Origin of the sequence: Roseibium sp., from assembly GCF_050301095.1 — a bacterium.
Taxonomy (GTDB): Bacteria; Pseudomonadota; Alphaproteobacteria; order Rhizobiales; family Stappiaceae; genus Roseibium.
The window spans coordinates 1-17888 of sequence record NZ_JBNKYW010000014.1 but is presented as its reverse complement, the minus strand read 5'-3'; the positions used below and the strand labels follow the sequence as shown (position 1 = coordinate 17888).

Below are 17888 nucleotides of genomic sequence, written 5' to 3'. Positions count from 1 at the left end.
ATAAGGTCAGCGAGAACCGTCTTCGCGATCTGCGGTCCATCAAACCGCTGAACTTGCATTTACGGCGATCCGGTAGAGCGAAGTGGTTGCCAGCTATTGGCCCGGTGAGAGATGAAAGTGCATTGACATGCCTCCAGTTTGTGACCTGAGACCCGGGATGCGCTCTAGCGGGTACGGGCAATTCCGTTCAGCTGACACGTTTTCAGCCCCTTCAACCGGGTTGGAAACCTTGTTCCCAAACGGGTTACAGGCGTTCGAGATGAACATGTTGCTGCCAGCGAGCACCAAAACGTATTGCGTTAGGTGTTCAAGACGCCTGAACCCGCTCTAACCAGGCAGTTGCGTATGCCTTCAATTTCGGGTCCGGATGAATACACCTCTCCGGAGCATGCCAAGCGGGTTCGTTATGATGGTGAACGCGCGACACGAGCAGTGCCGCGCCGACGCTGGTGCCGGTGAGCGATCCATCCGCGGTGGTGACCGGACGGCCCGTTGCCGCTGCCAGCATCTCCAGAAAGAGCCGGTTTCGGGCGAATGGCCCTTCGACGACAATCGGCCCCGCCGCACCGGTCATGATGAGGCACTCCGACGTCACCAGGGCCAGGTAAAAGGAAAGCGCGGCATAGCGCTCGCCGTCGCTCAAGCCGCTTTCCGCAACGCTCCAGGAATGCTTCCGTCCCTGGAAGGGACCGGAGCGCGGATCGACGGCGGGAAAGAGCATGATCCGCTTTTCCAGCACACTGGCGATTTCCGTCTCGGAGCAGGTGGTGTTCCGGCCCTTCGAGATGATGTCGAACTCCCGCCCGCCCATGAACTTGGCGGAGGACACCGGATTGCCGAAGGCATCGACATTGATCAGAGTGTCGCGGGCCGGATCGAGTGCGACGTTCTTTCCCCCGATCGTCATGATGATGACCCAGGTGCCGGTCGAAACGACGGAAAAGGGTGCGGGGCGGCTCAGCAGATGCGGGTAGAGCGACGCGTTGGAATCGTGGATACCGCAGGCGACCGGCAGGCCCTCCGGCAGTCCGGTACGTTCCGCGACCTCCGGCAGGACCGTCCCGAGACTGTCGCCGGCCCGTTTCAGCGGCGCCATCCTGTCCTTGAGACCCAGCCGTTCCACGAGCGAGGAGAACCCACCCTGCCATGGCGCCCAGAGATCGGTGTGACAGCCGAAAGAGGTGACCTCGCTGGCGAGGACGCCGGTCAGCCGGTAGCCCCAGTACTGCGGATAGGTGAGCACCGTTGAAATGCGGTCCGGAAGGTCCGGGCAGGTTTTCAACAGCCAGAAGAGCTGCGCCCCGACATTGAGCCCCATGGCCAGGCGCGGGGAGCCGGTTTCGGAAAAATCAGGCCGGATGACGTCATACTCCGCTGCCAGGCTGTCCGGCCCGTCGAACTCGTAATCGAGCATGGGAGTTGCCAGATTGCCGGCATCGTCCAGCAGAACGGTGCTGGCGCCATGGGTGGTCACCGACAGGGCGTCGATGCGGTGCTGGCGGTGCAATTGCCCGAGCGCATCGCAAATGAAGCGCCAATGGCCCTCGATGTCGTAGTGAGGGTAAGGCGGTCCGGGAAGGACCCTGTTGGGCCGCTTCAGGACCCCTATCTCAGACCGGCTTTCAAGATCGACGACCGCAACCTTGACGTTGGTCTTGCCGATGTCGATCACGCCGACATGTCTGGGAGCCGTCATTTCCATCAAACCATATGGAAGACGGTTTCAAGCGGTACGGCGACCGGTTCGTTGTCCGGTTTCGTCTCCATGATGTCAGCCATATGCGCCCACCATTTCTTCATCACCGGATGGTTCGGCAGATCGTCCATTCCATGTTCTTCCGAGCGCCAGAGGACGCCGAAGAGGATGTTCGTTTCCCGGTCCAGATGGATGGAATAGTCGCGGATGCCGGCTTCTTTCAGGAGGGTGACCAGCTCCGGCCAGATCTCGTCATGGCGCTTTGTGTATTCAGCCTCCATGCCCGGATTGAGCCTCATCTTGAAGGCGACTTTTTCCATGGCCTCAAACCTTCCTTCTGGCAAGCAGCTGCCGTGCGACACGCGGCAGGGCGATGACGGCAATCAGCAGCAGGCCGATGAAGATCGACATGACGATGCCGGGTACGTTCAAAAGGCCGAAGCCGAAGGTCACCATGCCCATGACGAAGGCGGCAATCACGACGCCCGGAATGGATCCGGAGCCGCCCAGGATGTTGACCCCGCCAAGGACCACCATGGTGACCACTTCCAGTTCCCAGCCGAAGGCGATCGACGGCCGGGTCGCACCGAGGCGTGAGGTCAGGCAGATGGCGGCGACAGCGGACATCAGCCCCGTCAGCAGAAACAGCGCGAATTTCACCCGGGGCACGCGGATGCCCGAGAACAGCGCGCCGACCGGATTGTTGCCGATGACATAAACCGCGCGGCCGAAGTTGGTCCGGTGCAGGACGATGGCGAATAAGACGGCGAGCGCTGCAAACAGCACCAGCTCGAAGGAAATCACCCAGCCGACGTACCCCTGGCCGAAGAAGGCGAAATCGGACGGGTAACCGGTGTAGGCCTTGTCACCAAGGACGATGTAGGAGATGCCGCGGAAGAGGCTCATGGTGCCGATGGTGACGACGATGGAAGGCAGGCCGAACCCGGTGACCAGGAAGCCGTTGAAGGCACCGCAGGCAAGGCCGACGCTTAAGCCCACCAGGATCAGCATCGGCGTATCCGCTCCCAACTGGACGGCAAAGCCCATTGCGGTCGAAGCGAGGGCAATGATCGAGGCGACGGAGAGATCGATCTCGCCGGAAATGATCAAGAGCGCCATGGCAAAGGCGATCATTGCCTTTTCAGTGAAGTTGAAAGTCGCGTCGGACAGGTTCCACGGATCGAGGAAATAGGGCGAGGCAAAACTGTTCAGCGTGAACACAGCGACGGCCACACACAAAAGAAGCAGTTCCCAGCTCACCAGAAAGCGCTGCAGCGGTGACTTCAGCCGGTCCGGAAGCTGGCGTCCGGTTGCCTGGGGTTCGGTCGAGGCAAGGCTCATGCTGCATGCTCCGCTTTTTTCAGGATCACCCGGCCCTTGGTCCGGCTTGAGGTCGCATTGAAGGCAACGGCGATGATGATGGCGCTGCCGGAGATCGCGAGCTGCCAGAAGGGCGAGATGTTGACGACCGGCAGGGCGTTCTTGACGATGCCGAGGAAAAGCGCACCGAGGAGGGCGCCGCCGACGGAGCCGATACCGCCGGCAATGGAGATGCCGCCGATGACACAGGCGGCCACCACTTCCAGTTCGAAGCCGCCGGCAATGTCGACATAGGCAACCGCGTAGCGGGCAACCCAGAGATAGCCGGTGAGACCCGCGAGCGTTCCGGAAATCACATAGGCGGCGCACTGGGTGAAGCCGACATTGATGCCCGTATAGACGGCCGCATGCGGGTTGCCGCCGACAGCGAAGAAGGCGCGGCCAAGTGGCGTCCGCCCGATCAGAAGCACGAAGCCCACGACAATCAGAATGGCGATCCAGGACAATACGGGCAGACCGAGGACGACTTCGCGCGGAAAGGCCTTGAAGGCATCGCTCATCTCGTGGGCGTTGATCCACTCGCCGCCGGAGATCACGAAGATGATGCCGCGATAGATGGTCATGGTGCCGAGCGTTACCACGATCGGCGGAATGTCCAGCTTCCAGACCAGCAGGCCGTTGACCAGCCCCATCAGTGCGCCGAGGCTGACTGCGATCGCCAGGATCACCGGCACCGGCACACCGGGCATGGCCATGTTGAGCATGGCCACCACCATACCGGTGAGGGCCAGGTTGGCCGCCACCGACAGGTCGATGCAGCGGGTCAGGATCACCACCATCTGGCCGAGTGCCAGAATGATCAGGGGCGCGGTGTCGTTGAAGACATTTGCAAGGTTCGACGGCGTCACGAAGGCCGGGAAGCGGGAGGCGATGGCCGCGACCAGTGCCAGGATCGCACCGAGAAGAATAATCTCCCGGGATTTCATCAGGGATCGGATCATGAGCGCACCTCTGTGATGCCGGCCGCTGCCCGCACAAGATTTTCCGGCGTCAGGTCGTCGCCCTCGTATTCGGCGGCGATCCGGCCCTCGCGCATCACGATCACCCGGTCGGACATGCCGAGGATTTCCGGAATTTCGGAAGACACCATGATGACCGCGAGACCTCCTGCGGCAAGTTCGGCCATGAATTCGTGAACCGCTGCCTTGGAGCCGATGTCGATGCCCTTGGTGGGTTCGTCCAGAATGATGACCCGGGGTTTCGTTGCGAGCCACTTGGCGATGACAACCTTCTGCTGGTTTCCGCCTGAGAGTTCGCCGATATCCTGATCAAGCGCGGCCGCCCGGAGGTCGAGCCGCTGGGTGTATTCGCGGGCGAGCTTGAATTCCTCGGCCAGCCGCAGGAACCCTTTCCTGGACGTTTCCTTCAGCGAGGGCAGCGACACGTTCTGGAAGATCGGCAGGCCCTTGATGGCCCCCTGCTTGCCGCGGTCCTCGGGCACATAGACGATGCCATGGCGGATCGCCTCGTTGGGATCGCGGATGACCGCGACCCGGTCGTCGATCCGGATCGCGCCCTTCGACGGCTTGGTGACGCCGAAGAGCGCCTGCATGAATTCGCTGCGGCCTGCGCCGACGAGGCCGTAGAAGCCGAGGATCTCACCCGCTTTCAGGGTAAAGCCGATATCCTCGAATTCCGTCGGGTGGCTATAGCCGACGACCTTGAGAACCTCTTCGCCGAGTTGAGGCGTGCGTTTCGGAAAGACGTGGTCGACAGAGCGGCCGACCATCAGCTTGACCAGCTCCTTCTCGCCGGTCTCCGCGATCCTGCCGGCCCCGACCATTTCGCCATCCCGGAACACCGTGTAGCGGTCGGCGATACGGAAGATCTCGTCGAACTTGTGGCTGATGAAGAGGATCGCCTTGCCTTCAGCCTTCAGCCGTTCGACCAGCTCGTAGGTTTCCTCGATTTCCTTGTGGGAGAGCGAGGCGGTCGGCTCGTCCATGATGACGATCTTCGCGTCGATGGAAAGCGCCCGAGCGATTGCGACCAGATGCTTGTTGGCGATGCCGAGGTCCTTCAGCGTCACGCCCGGGTCGATCCGCGCACCGATCCGCTCCAGCAGCTCTTTCGCCTTGCGGGTCATTTCGTTGCGGTCGATCAGGCCGAAGCGCGTCTTGGGCGCATGGCCGATGAAGATGTTCTCGGCAACGGACAGATCGTCGAAGAGAACTGTTTCCTGGTGGATCGCGGTGACGCCTGCCTCGCCCGCATCCTGGGCCGTCGGAAAGGTTACGGGCTTGCCGCCGATCCTGATTTCGCCCTCGTCCGGCTGGTAGATGCCGGTAAGGATCTTCACGATGGTCGACTTGCCGGCGCCGTTTTCGCCGACAAGCGCCGTGACTTGTCCGGGATAAAGATCAAGAGCAACTCCCGAGAGCGCCTTGACGCCGGGAAAGGACTTGGAGATGCCTGTCAGGGACAAGGCGGGGCTGACATCTTCGTCAGAATGCGGATGCACGTCCTCACTGCCCTGCGTGTTCGCAAGCATGACCATTTCCCGAGCCTGTTCTTGTTCTTGGGTTCAGCGACCCGGTGCAAGATGCACCGGGTCTTTGACGGACACTTTGCTCAAGCGCTTAGCTTAGAAGATGTCCTTGAAGTCGTCGATGTTGGAGCTGTCGTAGACGAACGGATCCGCCATCGCGCCCTCGTTGTTGTCATTGAGGGTCAGCGTGCCCATGCGGCCCATCGGGATTTCCGCACCCGGCTTGGCTTCGGCCTTGCCGGTGGCAAGGTTGTAGGCAAGAACCGTGGCGGAGTAGCCGAGATCGATCGGATTCCAGATCGCGAAGGACTTGGAGGCACCGGACTTGATGTGGCCTGCCATTTCGGAAGGCAATCCGAGGCCGGTCACGTTGATCTGTCCCGCCTTTTCGGCGTCGGATACGGCCTGGGCTGCGGCAACGATGCCGACGGAGGTCGGTGCGATGATCGCTTTCAGGTTCGGATAGGTCTGCATGAGGCCCTGGGCTTCGCGGTAGGACTTGTCGGCAAGGTCATCGCCGTAAACCGTCGCCACGACATTGATGCCCGGGTAATTGCCCTTCACCTTGTTCATTTCCTCGATCCAGATGTTCTGGTTCGTGGCGGTTGCGGAAGCAGACAGCACCGCAACGTCGCCGCCGTCAGGCAGGTGGTCGGCGGCAAGCTTGATGATCATGTTGCCGATCAGCGGGTTGGAAGACGGGTTGAGGTGAAGTTGGCGGCCTTCGGGAGCCACGCCGGAGTCCCAGGAAACGACCGTGATGCCGCGCTGCATCGCTTTTTTAAGGGCCGGGACCAGGGCGTCCTGGTCGTTCGCGGAAATCGCGATGGCGTCGACCTTCTGCGCGATCAGGGCATTGATGACCTCGATCTGGCCTTCGGCGGTGGTGTCGGTCGGACCGGTATAGATGATCTCGACATCGCCAAGTTCCTTGGCTGCTTCCTGTGCACCCTTGTTGGCGGCTTCAAAGAAGCCGATGCCGAGCGCCTTGACGACCAGCGCGATGCGCTTGGTTTCAGCCTGTGCCGGGCCAGCGATGCAGATGGCGGCAACGGCCGTCGCTGCCAACAGTGATTTGAACAATTTCATGGTCTTCCTCCCTAAATGACTGCCGGCCTTTCCCTTGTCCGGCAGAATACCGGCTACCCGCTCGAGGTCGCCTTGCTCTGTGCGGCGCTTGCTTGCGCCACGATCAGTTGGATGTCTGCCTGCTCCAGCATCTTGGCGGCGCTGTCGGGGATACCGTCATCGGTGATGACCGTGGAGATCCGCTCCAGCGGGCACAGGATCAGGCTGGATCTGGCGCTGAATTTCGAACTGTCCGCCAGCACCACCAACTCATCCGCCTGACCGATCAGCTTCTGTTCGGCCTGTATGAGCAGCGGGTCGGCTTCCATGAGGCCAAGGGCCCCGAGGCCCTGTGCGCCCATGAACATGCGCTTGGCGTAGAAATTCCGCGTCACATCGTTGTCGAAGGGGCTCAGGATGATGTTCTGTTCGCGGTAGATCACCCCACCCGAAAGCATGATCGTGTTCTTGGAGTTCTTCAGGAGATGCTCCGCGATGGGGAAGGAGTTGGTGAAGACCTGGCAGCGCTTGGTCGCCAGCGGATGGACCATCTGGAAGGTGGTGGTGCCACCGTTGATGATGATCGCATCCCCGTCCTCGCACAGCTCCACGGCCTTCTGGGCGATCGCGCGCTTTTGCGCGATATTGATCGTTTCATTGACGCTGAAGGGACGGCCGGCAAGGCCAACGAATTGCGGCGGATGAATGGACTCCGCCCCGCCCCTGACCCGGCGCAGCTTCTTTGCCACGTGAAGTTGGGCGATGTCCCGGCGGATGGTTGCCTCGGAGGAATCCGTCAACGCCACCAGTTCCTGCACCGTCACGACCGGCCGGTCCTGGACTGCGGACAATATGATCCTGTGGCGTTCTTTCTCGTGCATCTATTCCTCCCGTTGATCAAACGTTTCCATCATTACCGGTCATTGTCAATCATAAAAAGTCAAAAATAGTCATATTGCATTGCAAAATGATCGATAATGATCGTTTTTGATTGACAATTGAATCCGATCAAGCGAGGTTCTAGGCAATCAGATGAATGCTGTCAGGCATATTTTGGGAGGACATGATGTTGAATTCCGCTGCCGGGTCCCGGCTTGCGAACCTGTGGGACGATCACAAGGCTTCAGGCATGAGCGAAGCCGAGCTTCTGCTCTACCGGTCCAACCTCCTCGGCTCCGACAAGCGCATCACCAACTACGGCGGCGGCAACACGTCCGCCAAGGCGATGGAAAAGGATCCTCTCACCGGAGACATGACCGAAGTGCTCTGGGTCAAGGGCTCGGGCGGCGACGTCGGAACCATCCGGATGGACGGCTTCGCGACGCTATATATGGATAAGCTCCGCGCCCTGAAGAACATCTATCGCGGTGTCGACTTCGAAGACGAGATGGTGGGTTACCTCCCCCATTGCACCTTCAACCTCAACCCGCGCGCCGCCTCCATCGATACGCCCCTTCACGCCTATGTCCCCAAGGCCCATGTCGACCACATGCACCCGGATGCCATCATCGCGATTGCGGCCGCCGCCGACAGCAAGGCAATCACGCAGGAAATCTTCGGTGACGATATCGGCTGGCTGCCCTGGAAGCGGCCGGGCTACGAACTGGGTCTGTGGCTTGAAAAATTCTGCCTGGAAAATCCGGAAGCACGCGGTGTCGTCCTGGAAAGTCATGGTCTCTTCACCTGGGCCGATGATGCAAAGACCTGCTACGAGACCACGCTGGAAATCATCAACAAGGCGATTGCCTGGTTTGAGGCAAGAACCGCCGGTAAAGACGCTTTCGGAGGATCGAAGCACAAGGCCCTGCCGCCTGCGGACCGCCGCGCCATAGCAGCCCGCCTGATGCCGGCAATCCGCGGCATGGTGTCGGCCAAGCAGCACATGACCGGCCATTTCGACGACAGCGATGCGGTTCTGGAGTTCGTCTGTTCCAACCAGATGGAAGATCTCGCGGCCCTCGGCACCAGTTGCCCGGACCATTTCCTCAGAACCAAGATCCGCCCGCTCGTGGTCGATTTCAATCCGTCGGCTCCGGATATCGAGGCAACGCTCGCCGGTCTTGGACAGGCCGCCGAAGCCTATCGCGACGACTACGCCGCCTATTATGCGCGCTGCAAACATGACGACAGCCCGGCCCTGCGCGACCCGAATGCCGTTGTCTATCTGATCCCCGGCGTCGGCATGATCACCTTTGCCAAGGACAAGGCCACTGCACGCATTTCGGCCGAGTTCTACACCAACGCCATCAATGTGATGCGCGGCGCCTCGGGCGTTTCCACCTATCGCGGCCTGCCCGAGCAGGAAGCCTTCGACATCGAATACTGGCTGCTGGAGGAAGCAAAGCTCCAGCGCATGCCCAAGCCCAAGAGCCTTGCCGGCAAGATCGCGCTGGTCACGGGCGGGGCCGGCGGCATCGGCTCGGCCACCGCCGAACGCTTCCTGCGGGAAGGCGCCTGTGTGGTGCTGGCCGATATCGATGCAGACGCGCTCGGTGCGGCGGCGGACAACCTTGCGTCCCGCTATTCGAAGGATGTCGTGCGTGCGGTCACCATGGATGTGACCAGCGAGGGCGCCGTCGCCGACAGTTTCGCCCGGGCGGCGCTGGAATTCGGCGGGGTCGACATTCTCGTTTCCAATGCCGGCATTGCCTCCTCCGCCCCGATCGAGGACACCACGCTGGATCTGTGGAACAAGAACATGTCGATCCTGTCAACCGGCTATTTCCTGGTGTCCCGCGCGGCCTTCCATGTCATGAAGACACAAGGGCTCGGCGGATCGATCGTCTTCATCGGCTCCAAGAACGGCCTTGCCGCCTCTCCCGGTGCCAGCGCCTATTGCACCGCCAAGGCCTCCGAACTTCATCTTGCCCGTTGCCTGGCGCTCGAAGGCGCGCCCGACGCTATCCGCGTCAACGTGGTCAATCCGGATGCGGTGCTGCGCGGTTCGAAGATCTGGTCCGGCGACTGGCTGAAGGAACGGGCGGAAGCCTACGGCAAGGACACGTCCGAACTGGAAGAGCATTACCGTCAACGTTCCCTGCTGAAACGCTCGGTCCTGCCGGAAGACATCGCGGAAGCGGCCTATTTCTTTGCCTCCGAGCTTTCGGCAAAATCGACCGGCAATATTCTCAATGTCGACGCGGGCAACGTGCAGGCCTTCACGCGGTAAGGAACCGACGCAACGAAGCGCACCTTCCCCCTCATCTTGAGGAGGACCGAGAGGTCCGTCTCGAAGGATGGGCCACTTGCCCAGAGCCTGCCGCCCATCCTTCGAGACGCGAGCAGGTTCGCTCCTCAGGATGAGGTAGTGGAGAGGGGACGCTGCGATTAAGAACCCTCAAGGTCAAAAGAAATCCGGGAAAGGATCCTCTCATGATGATCGACAGCTCTTTGGTGATCAGGGAAAACGAAGCGCATATCGGGAACCTGAAGCGCGATTACGAGACGCTCGGCGAACGGCTCGCGCGAGGCGGCATTGCCATCGACCGGATCAAGGAGAAGGTTGCCGCCTATGGTGTTGCCATCCCCTCCTGGGGTGTCGGCACGGGCGGCACGCGTTTTGCCCGCTTTCCGGGCAAGGGCGAACCGCGCCACATCTTCGACAAGCTGGAGGATTGCGCCGTCATCCAGCAGCTGACCCGCGCGACGCCGAACGTTTCCCTGCACATTCCCTGGGACAAGGCCGATCCGGCAGACCTCAAGGCCAAGGCCGGCGCGCTTGGGCTCGGCTTTGATGCCATGAACTCCAACACCTTCCAGGATCAGCCGGGACAGGCCCATTCCTACAAGTTCGGCTCGCTTACCCACACGGATCCGGCGACACGCCGGCAGGCCATCGAACACAATCTGGAATGCATCGAGATCGGCAAGGCAATCGGCTCGAAAGCACTGACCATCTGGGTCGGCGACGGCTCCAACTTTCCGGGCCAGAGCAATTTCACCCGGCAGTTCGAGCGCTATCTGGACTCGGCGAAGGCGATCTATGCCGAATTGCCCGCCGACTGGCGGCTCTTCACCGAGCACAAGATGTACGAGCCGGCCTTCTATTCGACCGTCGTGCAGGACTGGGGCAGCAACTACATGATTGCGCAGGAACTGGGCGAACAGGCCTATTGCCTCGTCGACCTCGGCCATCATGCGCCCAACGTCAATATCGAGATGATCGTTGCCCGGCTGATCCAGTTCGGCAAGCTCGGCGGGTTCCACTTCAACGACAGCAAGTATGGCGATGACGATCTCGACACCGGCTCCATCGATCCCTATCGCCTGTTCCTTGTCTTCAACGAACTGGTGGACGCGGAAGTCCGGCGGGCGCCGGGCTTCGAACCGGCCCATATGCTCGACCAGTCGCACAACGTTACCGATCCGATCGAGAGCCTTATGGTCAGCGCCATGGAGGTGCAGCGCGCCTACGCACAGGCCCTGCTTGTCGACCGGGATGCGCTTGAAATCCACCAGCACGACAACGACGCGCTGATGGCGACCACGATGCTAAAAACCGCCTTCCGGACGGATGTGGAACCCATTCTGGCGATGGCGCGCCTTGAAAGCGGCGGCGCCGTCGATCCTGTCGCTTGCTACCGCGCGGCAGGCTACCGGCAGAAAGTTGCCGAGATCCGGCCGGAGGTTTCGGGCGCCGGTGGCGGGATCGTTTGACGGGACGCCACTTTCTTTATGAGTGAGATCTTTCGCAAAATTCTCAGTCGGGGAAACGGTTTAAAAAATCTCTTCCCGACTTGGACAAGAGTTCTCTCCAGTAGCAATGGACATTCGTTTCGGAGCGAAACACCTACGCTCGTTTGGGGCTCGCCCAACAAATCCAATTCAAATTCTGCTGTATTTGAATTGCCCTGGTGTTGTTCTGGAGTTGTCCGCGAAGTCGCGTTGAGGCCGAATTTCGGAAACAACTGATGCAGGCATTTGCAGGGGCAGAGCAATCGTTGTCGCTGCCAAATCATACCAACGGTGCATCCGCTTTGAGGAACTCCGGCGCCCCCAACCGATCGTAGCGTGCGCAGATATGCAGTAAAAACAAGCCTCTTGGCGCGTGGGCCCGGCGGCGGCAGCAGACCTCCGCTACCAAGTATTCCAATGACCAGCCTGAATCATAGGTAACGATGTGCACTGGAGACACGGGTTGAAACCTCGTGCCGAACGGGTTGTCGATTGTTGATAGCGTTCTCTGATCCAGGACGGCAGTTCCCACGTCAAAGCTCGTGAAGCTGACCGGACAAATTCCGTCCTCAACTTCCCTGATTCCAAGCTTCTGAACGGCCAGCCCCCACCGACACTGCCGCCTTCACATCACTCACAAGGCGGCCGGCCGTTCAGAAAGCCATTGAATGGCTTTTGACGCTACTCGAAGACGGCGCTGCTCTTTTCCTGCTTCTTCAGATGTACTTTCTCGGCACGCCGAGCACCGCCCACAAACGCGAAACGTTTGGCAACCAGAGAAACACCAAACAAGAAGATCATCAGAGGCACGAGGATCATCATCAGCGGCCCGAGTCCGTTTGCAAATTCACCTTGTGAAAGAAGATACCAGAAGAACAGCCCTCCAAGGGCCACGGAAATGGCGATTTCAACCAGTGTCATCTGAAAAGATGCGTGCCAGGCGAAACCGCTTTCAGGTACCGTTTGATAGGTCTTGTAGAACCTTTGTCCCGCGTCCGAAGCAGCCCCCAAAACTGCAACAATCTGGTTCACCGAACCGTTCACGCTAATTCCGGTGAAAGCCTCCAAAACAACACTGAGGATCGCCATAAGGATCAACAACCCCGTGAAAACAAACGCAAATCGAACCAATCCAACACTATACTGCACAACATACCCCCGAAATCGGTACTACAATTCGATCTCGCCAAAACGCGGTCACACTAAAATACGCACATTGACAATCAGGTATCCCCAAACGGGATTTCCTGACGTCGAACGACGGTTCATATCCTCAAAATCTTAAGTTGCAATTTCCGCCATTGCATTAATTCGCAATAAGTTGGCGAGTTGATGCCGGTGAACGTCTGCCATGCTTCAAGACGCTTCTACATTGGCCCAGCTGGTGGCCTCATGAAATCGAAGGTTTCAACCGACGCGTTTCAAAGGGATCATGCCCCACCTGTCAGGGGCTCAAGTCCCTTCTCCGCTACCAGCTCCAACTCGAGGCAACCCGGCCCAATTCAGCCCAATCGAGAGCACTCCAATCAACTCTTTGATATCAGGCTCCATATTGTGATAAGCACCAGCAAAACCACATCGGGAAATTACCATTGAGCGAACTGACCGTAGCGGATGCAACGAACCGCATTTATCAATCCCTCCAGGCGGACAATGAGGACATTGACCTGCACATCGCGGCGCTCAAGGCAGCGTTGAAGCGTGAGGGTATGAAAGAGGCCGTTCTGGACCCGGTCAGGCTCGTCCAGAACAACCGTTCCGGCCGGAAGCTTCTGCAGGCCTACTTTCGCCAGCGCGGCGTGAAGGTCACATTCGCGTCTTCGTAACGCGAAGCTGCCATCGATCCACCGACGACCGGTCACCGCCCCGAAGCCAGCCCACCTCTCGAAACCAATTGATCAGTCCAGTGCAAAAGCCTCGCTGCAAGCAGCAGGCGTTAGTCCGATCATCTATTCGCTGTTCGACAGGCCAATCGAGACTTGTCTTACCGGTGAAATCGTAATCCGCGTATCGGAGTTTAGGGTCGCTTCTCCGCTACCAAATGTTCCAATGTCCAGACCGTAGAAATAGATGACGGTTTGTATCTGGGACATGGGTTACAACCTCGTGCCGAACGGGTTGTCGATTGTCTGTAATGTTCTCTGCTCCTGGTCGATATTTCCCAGGTCATAGCTCATGAAGGCGGTGAGCCATATTCCATCTTCGACTTCCCTGAGGCAGGGTTTCTGCCCGGCCAGCACGGTGGAGACTTTGATTATGCTGCATGACCACACCGAGCCGGTTTACCAGGCCTTCGCTGTGCAGGCGGATCATCGGGCTGAACAACCGGATTGAGAACTCCCTCCCATCATCCGACCGAAAACGGGAGAAGATAACGGGCAGGTTCAAGCCACCTGGCCAGGTACAGCGGTTTCTGTCAGCTCACGTTCAGATCGGCACGATGTTCCGGCCACGCCGAAACAAACTTTCCGCATCCTTACACCGCCACGCAAGAGCAGATGCATTCGGCCTCGGGGCTGATTACATCGCGGAAATGAACGCCTGACATCCATCCAAGACAGCATCAGGCAATCAAAATCAAAAAACTTGGCAATGCTGCCGCAAGGTATCACCCAACTCACCGATCAATATATCGGCTTCTTCCTTTCCGAAGACCATTGGAGGCTTGATTTTGAGGACATTTTCAAGCGGCCCGTCTGTCGAGATGAGAACGCCCCGTTCGCGCAACTGGTTCACGATCATGACGGCTTCGCTGGTGGCGGGGGCGAGCGAGCGGCGATCACGTACCAGTTCAAGGCCGCAGAAAAGACCCTTGCCACGCACATTGCCAATGAGCTCGTGGTCTTTTGCGAGCGCTTGAAAACCCGCCATCAGGTAATCGCCCGTGCTTGCGGCCCGCGCTTGCAGGTTCTCGTTTTCGATCACGTCCAGAACGGCCATGCCCACCGCCATTGAAACCGGATTGCCGCCAAAGGAATTGAAGTATTCCATGCCGTTCCGGAATTTCTCCGCGAGTTCGCGCGTGGTGACGACGGCCGCGAGAGGGTGCCCGTTGCCAATCGGCTTGCCCATCACGACAATGTCCGGGATCACGCCTTGAAGCTCGAATGCCCAAAAATGCGCGCCCATCCTTCCAAATCCGCACTGAACCTCGTCCGCAATGCAGACACCTCCGCGGGCGCGGACCATTTCATATGCCTTTGCCAGATATCCTTGCGGGTAAAACACCTGGCCGCCGACCCCTGATACCGACTCCGCGATAAACGCGGCGGCACCGCTCCCCGTGGCTGCTTCAAAGGAAGCGAGGCACCTGTCCACATCGCAAGCATAGGCCTCGCCGGCCTCCTTCGACATGCCCTTGCGGTCTCCCCGGTAAGGGTCGGGAAAGGCCGCGATCTCCACAAAATCAGGTTTTGGATAGCCGCCTGCGCGCTTGAACTTGTAGGGGCTGACATCAACCATGCCCCCGGTATTGCCGTGATAGGCCCAATCCAGAACGACCGTGGATTTCCGGCCGATTGCCGTGCGCGCAATTCGCAAGGCCAGTTCGTTTGCTTCAGAGCCGGAGTTCACAAAAAACACCGTGTCGAGGTTCTCCGGAAGCTTTTTCGTCAGACGTTCGGAGTAGTCGAGAATGAGCTCGCTCAGGTAGCGCGTGTTGGTGTTCAGGATCGCGGCTTGCCGGGCGATGGCTTCGGTCACATGCGGGTGGCAGTGGCCAACGTGAGTGATGTTGTTGACCGCATCCAGAAAACACCGGCCCGTGTGGTCGATCAGCCACGGGCCCTTGCCGCGAACAATCTTCAGCTTGTTGCGGTAGGACACCGACAACGACGGGCCGAGCGTTTTTTCGCGGCGTTCAAGCAATTCCCGCGGCGGGTGCGGATCGACCGCATAGCTTTCAGCCGGAAGCCCTAGGACGAGATTCGGATCGATGCAGATGTCCGACCAGACGTCCCACAGACTTGAATGCCCGACACCGAAGAAGTTGCCGGTCTGGGACAAAAGGTCGGTCATGACCTGGAAATGGAGATGCGGAGACCAGCCGCCGTTCTCGTGCCAGTCGCCGAAGTGGCCGATCAGGTCGCCTGCCCTTATCTGTTGACCCGGCTTGGCCAGTCGAAAGACGTCCTCGCCAAGATGACCATAGAGCGTGAAGAAAGGTTCACCCGCTTCGGTCTCGTGGCGCAGTATAAGAGTGTGACCATAGTCCAGCTCCGCCGGATTGTAGCAGACCGACTGCACGGTTCCGGCAAGGGGGGCATGCACGGCCGTTCCGACCGGTGCAAAAATGTCGACGCCCAGATGGCGATTGCGCCGTTCCCTGCTGGCCGGGTCCGCGAACTGCTCCGAAGTGTACACATCGCGCTTCTCGCCATAAGGCCCGAGGCCCACGAAGGGCAGATCCGAAGGCAGTTCCTTCGGCCGCCGGCTTTCGAACCAGGCGTCGAACGACCGGTCGGAGTAAAGAGGCATATCCGGGTAGGTGCCGTCCACGAGCAAAGCCATGCGGGGCGTGCGTTTCAGGTCGGGGAACAGGACCGGACCGTATGCCTTGCCGGCAAGTGCGGAGCGGACAGCCGGAGCACGGGCGATTGCCGGATAACCCGCCGCCTTGCGGCAAAGCGCAATCATGAAAGCCGGATCCACCGAGGCAAGCCTGTCGAGCAACTGGAAGGCGGGTTCCTGGGAGATTGTCAGATAGGTGTTGTCAGGATGCTTTTTGGCCTGGTTCGACGAAATGCAGACGCTGGCGGCCAGGCGGATGCGCATCAGGTCGTAGACCAGTTCCGCCTCGTCTTCCGTAATCGGGAACGTACCCGTAAAGCCTTTGATGACCGCGCGGATCGCGCCGTAGATGTCGTCCGCATCCAGGACCGCATAGGCAAGCGTGATTGCAAGTTCGTTGATCGTCCGGCCATAGGCCATGTCGCCGAAATCGATGAGACCGGCAATCCGGTCCGTATCCGCCGGATCAACGATCACATTGTTGTCGTTGGCGTCCTGATGAAGCACCGAGGCCCGTAACGCCGGCAGTCTTGGTGCAATGAGGGTGTTGTACCGCAGAAACAGGTCCTCCACCCGTCCGCGATGGCCCGGATCCGAAATGTCCTTGCTCCAGGCCTGGACCTGGCCCACATGATCGAGCGACCAAACGAAATCGGGACGAAAGGAAGCCGGGTGACCGAACCCCTGAAGCCGGCCCGTCAGTTGCCCCATGAATGCGCCGAGATTTTCAAGCTGCGCCAGGGTCCTTGGCGCCTGGCTGAGCAAGTCGCCCTCCAGCCAGGTGACGACGCGGGCAAGATGCCGGGCTCCATCCTTGTCGACGGACGCGGTTTCGTCTCCGGCGAGTGTGCGGCACAGCCGGGGTGTCCCTTCAAATCCGGTAGCCGCGAGATGCGCCAGCACCGCGTTCTGCATGTCGAGTTGTTCCGGGTCCTCGCAGACATGCGCAATTTTCAGGACGTAACTCGTCCCGTCACTGGTCAGCCGGGCGTTCTGGTCTCTCTCGGACACCAGTTTGACAATATCTCCGCTCAGTCCGAAATGCCGGTTTGCAATCGACTTGAGGTCCTGCAGCGGGAATGCGGGCGGGGCAACGTCAGACATGAGAAATTCGCTCTTTGCAAAGGGAAGTCAACTGGCAGGTTGATTGGTTAGTACACTTCAGAATAGGCCGCATAGAGGTCCGGTCCATGGAGGGTATCCGCCTTGGCCAGCTCACCATTCTTGTGGGCGATGTAGAGGTCCACGAAGCCCTCGGGGAACCAGCCGTGAACGATCTTGTTGGCGCCCAGTTTTTCGAGGGCTTCTTCCAGGGAACGCGGCAGGGCATAGAGCCCGCGAGTATCGAGTTCCTCCCCGGACAGTTGCGAGAGGTCTTCCTCTGTCGGCGTGCGGGGGCTCAATTCCTCTTCGATCCCCTGGCAGCCCGCATGGACAAGCGCCGCAAGCAGCAGATGCGGAGAGGCGGCGGCATCGGCGGCCCGGAACTCGAAATTGAACTGTCTCGCGATACTGGCCGGATCCTGGCCCACAACGGGGCAGATACGCACGGAGGCTTCCCGGTCCCGGTATCCGAGGTTATTGAACGCCGCGCTCCATCTGTGTGGCGTAAGGCGGGCGTAGGAGATTTTGGATGGCGCTGTGAAAGCAACGATGCTGTCGAGATACTTCAGGATGCCGGCGACGAAGCGGGCACTGACCTGCGACATGCCGTAGGGCTCATCGGCGGCGTAGGTACAGGGTGCACCTTCGGAATTCAGGAAACTCATGTGAATATGCACGCCATTCCCCACGCCGGCCGGGTCGATAATCGGGGTGAAGGTGGCCGCGGAAGCATGCCGCCGCACAGACATGTGAACCAGTTCCCGGAGGATCGCGGCACTGTCCGCGGACTTGACCCCAATCTCCGGCTTTACGGTGACTTCAAACTGTGACCGGCCGTATTCCTTCAGGAAGCTGTCCTTTTTCAGACCCGCCTGCTCCATGGCAGCCATGACGGTTTCGCCGAGCCCGCGCCAGCGGGACAGGCCCTGCAGCGAGAATGCCTCGCCCAGCCGTGCCTCTTCGGCCTTG

General features: G+C 59.7%; 13 protein-coding genes and 2 pseudogenes. 4 read left to right on the top strand and 11 right to left on the bottom strand.

The features are described 5' to 3' along the window. Nucleotides 1–307 precede the first annotated feature (307 nt). The 7 genes from ACQY7U_RS00740 to ACQY7U_RS00710 form a co-directional block, all read right to left on the bottom strand. Complete coding sequence (locus tag ACQY7U_RS00740; RefSeq protein WP_428640988.1) at nucleotides 308–1696, bottom strand: FGGY-family carbohydrate kinase; 1389 nt, start codon at nucleotides 1694–1696, stop codon at nucleotides 308–310. Between the two features lie 5 nt (nucleotides 1697–1701). Beyond that, the gene (rhaM, locus tag ACQY7U_RS00735; protein ID WP_428640986.1) at nucleotides 1702–2016 is read right to left on the bottom strand and encodes an L-rhamnose mutarotase; all 315 of its coding nucleotides are present in this window, start codon (nucleotides 2014–2016) and stop codon (nucleotides 1702–1704) included. Between the two features lie 4 nt (nucleotides 2017–2020). Further along, nucleotides 2021–3037: an ABC transporter permease gene (locus ACQY7U_RS00730; protein WP_428640984.1), complete on the bottom strand. Its 1017-nt coding sequence runs from the start codon at nucleotides 3035–3037 to the stop codon at nucleotides 2021–2023. Further along, nucleotides 3034–4017, bottom strand: a complete 984-nt coding sequence (locus ACQY7U_RS00725; protein WP_428640982.1) for an ABC transporter permease — start codon at nucleotides 4015–4017, stop codon at nucleotides 3034–3036. The genes ACQY7U_RS00730 and ACQY7U_RS00725 overlap by 4 nt, the downstream gene beginning before the upstream one ends. Continuing rightward, entirely contained in the window at nucleotides 4014–5573 is a 1560-nt protein-coding gene (locus ACQY7U_RS00720; RefSeq protein WP_428640980.1) for a sugar ABC transporter ATP-binding protein, read from the bottom strand. The genes ACQY7U_RS00725 and ACQY7U_RS00720 overlap by 4 nt, the downstream gene beginning before the upstream one ends. 87 nt (nucleotides 5574–5660) lie before the next feature. Next, on the bottom strand, nucleotides 5661–6653 hold the full coding sequence (gene rhaS, locus ACQY7U_RS00715) for a rhamnose ABC transporter substrate-binding protein (protein WP_428640978.1): 993 nt from the start codon (nucleotides 6651–6653) through the stop codon (nucleotides 5661–5663). 53 nt (nucleotides 6654–6706) lie between these two features. Then, nucleotides 6707–7513 carry a DeoR/GlpR family DNA-binding transcription regulator gene (locus tag ACQY7U_RS00710; protein WP_428640976.1) on the bottom strand — a complete coding sequence of 269 codons (807 nt, stop codon included), beginning with the start codon at nucleotides 7511–7513 and terminating at the stop codon, nucleotides 6707–6709. 185 nt (nucleotides 7514–7698) lie between these two features. On the opposite strand from ACQY7U_RS00710, the gene ACQY7U_RS00705 reads away from it, so the two are divergent. Together ACQY7U_RS00705 and rhaI are read left to right on the top strand one after the other, a co-directional pair. Beyond that, nucleotides 7699–9801 carry a bifunctional rhamnulose-1-phosphate aldolase/short-chain dehydrogenase gene (locus tag ACQY7U_RS00705; RefSeq protein WP_428640975.1) on the top strand — a complete coding sequence of 701 codons (2103 nt, stop codon included), beginning with the start codon at nucleotides 7699–7701 and terminating at the stop codon, nucleotides 9799–9801. Nucleotides 9802–10004: 203 nt separating this feature from the next. After that, a complete protein-coding gene (gene rhaI / locus ACQY7U_RS00700) occupies nucleotides 10005–11288 on the top strand; it encodes an L-rhamnose catabolism isomerase (protein WP_428640974.1) in 1284 nt (427 codons plus the stop codon). A gap of 699 nt (nucleotides 11289–11987) precedes the next feature. On the opposite strand, the gene ACQY7U_RS00695 is transcribed toward rhaI, so the two are convergent. Further along, nucleotides 11988–12455 carry an ABZJ_00895 family protein gene (locus ACQY7U_RS00695; protein ID WP_428640973.1) on the bottom strand — a complete coding sequence of 156 codons (468 nt, stop codon included), beginning with the start codon at nucleotides 12453–12455 and terminating at the stop codon, nucleotides 11988–11990. Between the two features lie 443 nt (nucleotides 12456–12898). Between ACQY7U_RS00695 and ACQY7U_RS00690 the strand changes: the two genes are divergently transcribed. Then, nucleotides 12899–13132, top strand: coding sequence for a hypothetical protein (locus ACQY7U_RS00690; RefSeq protein ID WP_428640971.1), 234 nt, complete (start codon nucleotides 12899–12901; stop codon nucleotides 13130–13132). Between the two features lie 270 nt (nucleotides 13133–13402). Here the strand turns inward: ACQY7U_RS00690 and ACQY7U_RS00685 are convergent. Next, nucleotides 13403–13561: pseudogene (locus ACQY7U_RS00685) on the bottom strand (IS481 family transposase); the annotation flags it as partial. A 59-nt stretch (nucleotides 13562–13620) separates the two neighbouring features. On the opposite strand from ACQY7U_RS00685, the pseudogene ACQY7U_RS00680 reads away from it, so the two are divergent. Continuing rightward, a pseudogene (locus tag ACQY7U_RS00680) lies at nucleotides 13621–13851 on the top strand (IS6 family transposase); the annotation flags it as partial. Nucleotides 13852–13883: 32 nt separating this feature from the next. On the opposite strand, the gene ACQY7U_RS00675 reads toward ACQY7U_RS00680, so the two are convergent. Together ACQY7U_RS00675 and ACQY7U_RS00670 are read right to left on the bottom strand one after the other, a co-directional pair. Further along, nucleotides 13884–16919 (bottom strand): aminotransferase class III-fold pyridoxal phosphate-dependent enzyme, encoded by a 3036-nt coding sequence (locus ACQY7U_RS00675; RefSeq protein WP_428640969.1) that lies wholly within the window; start codon nucleotides 16917–16919, stop codon nucleotides 13884–13886. Between the two features lie 47 nt (nucleotides 16920–16966). Next, nucleotides 16967–17888 (bottom strand): glutamine synthetase (locus tag ACQY7U_RS00670; RefSeq protein ID WP_428640968.1); only part of this gene is annotated, 922 nt, incomplete at its 5' end.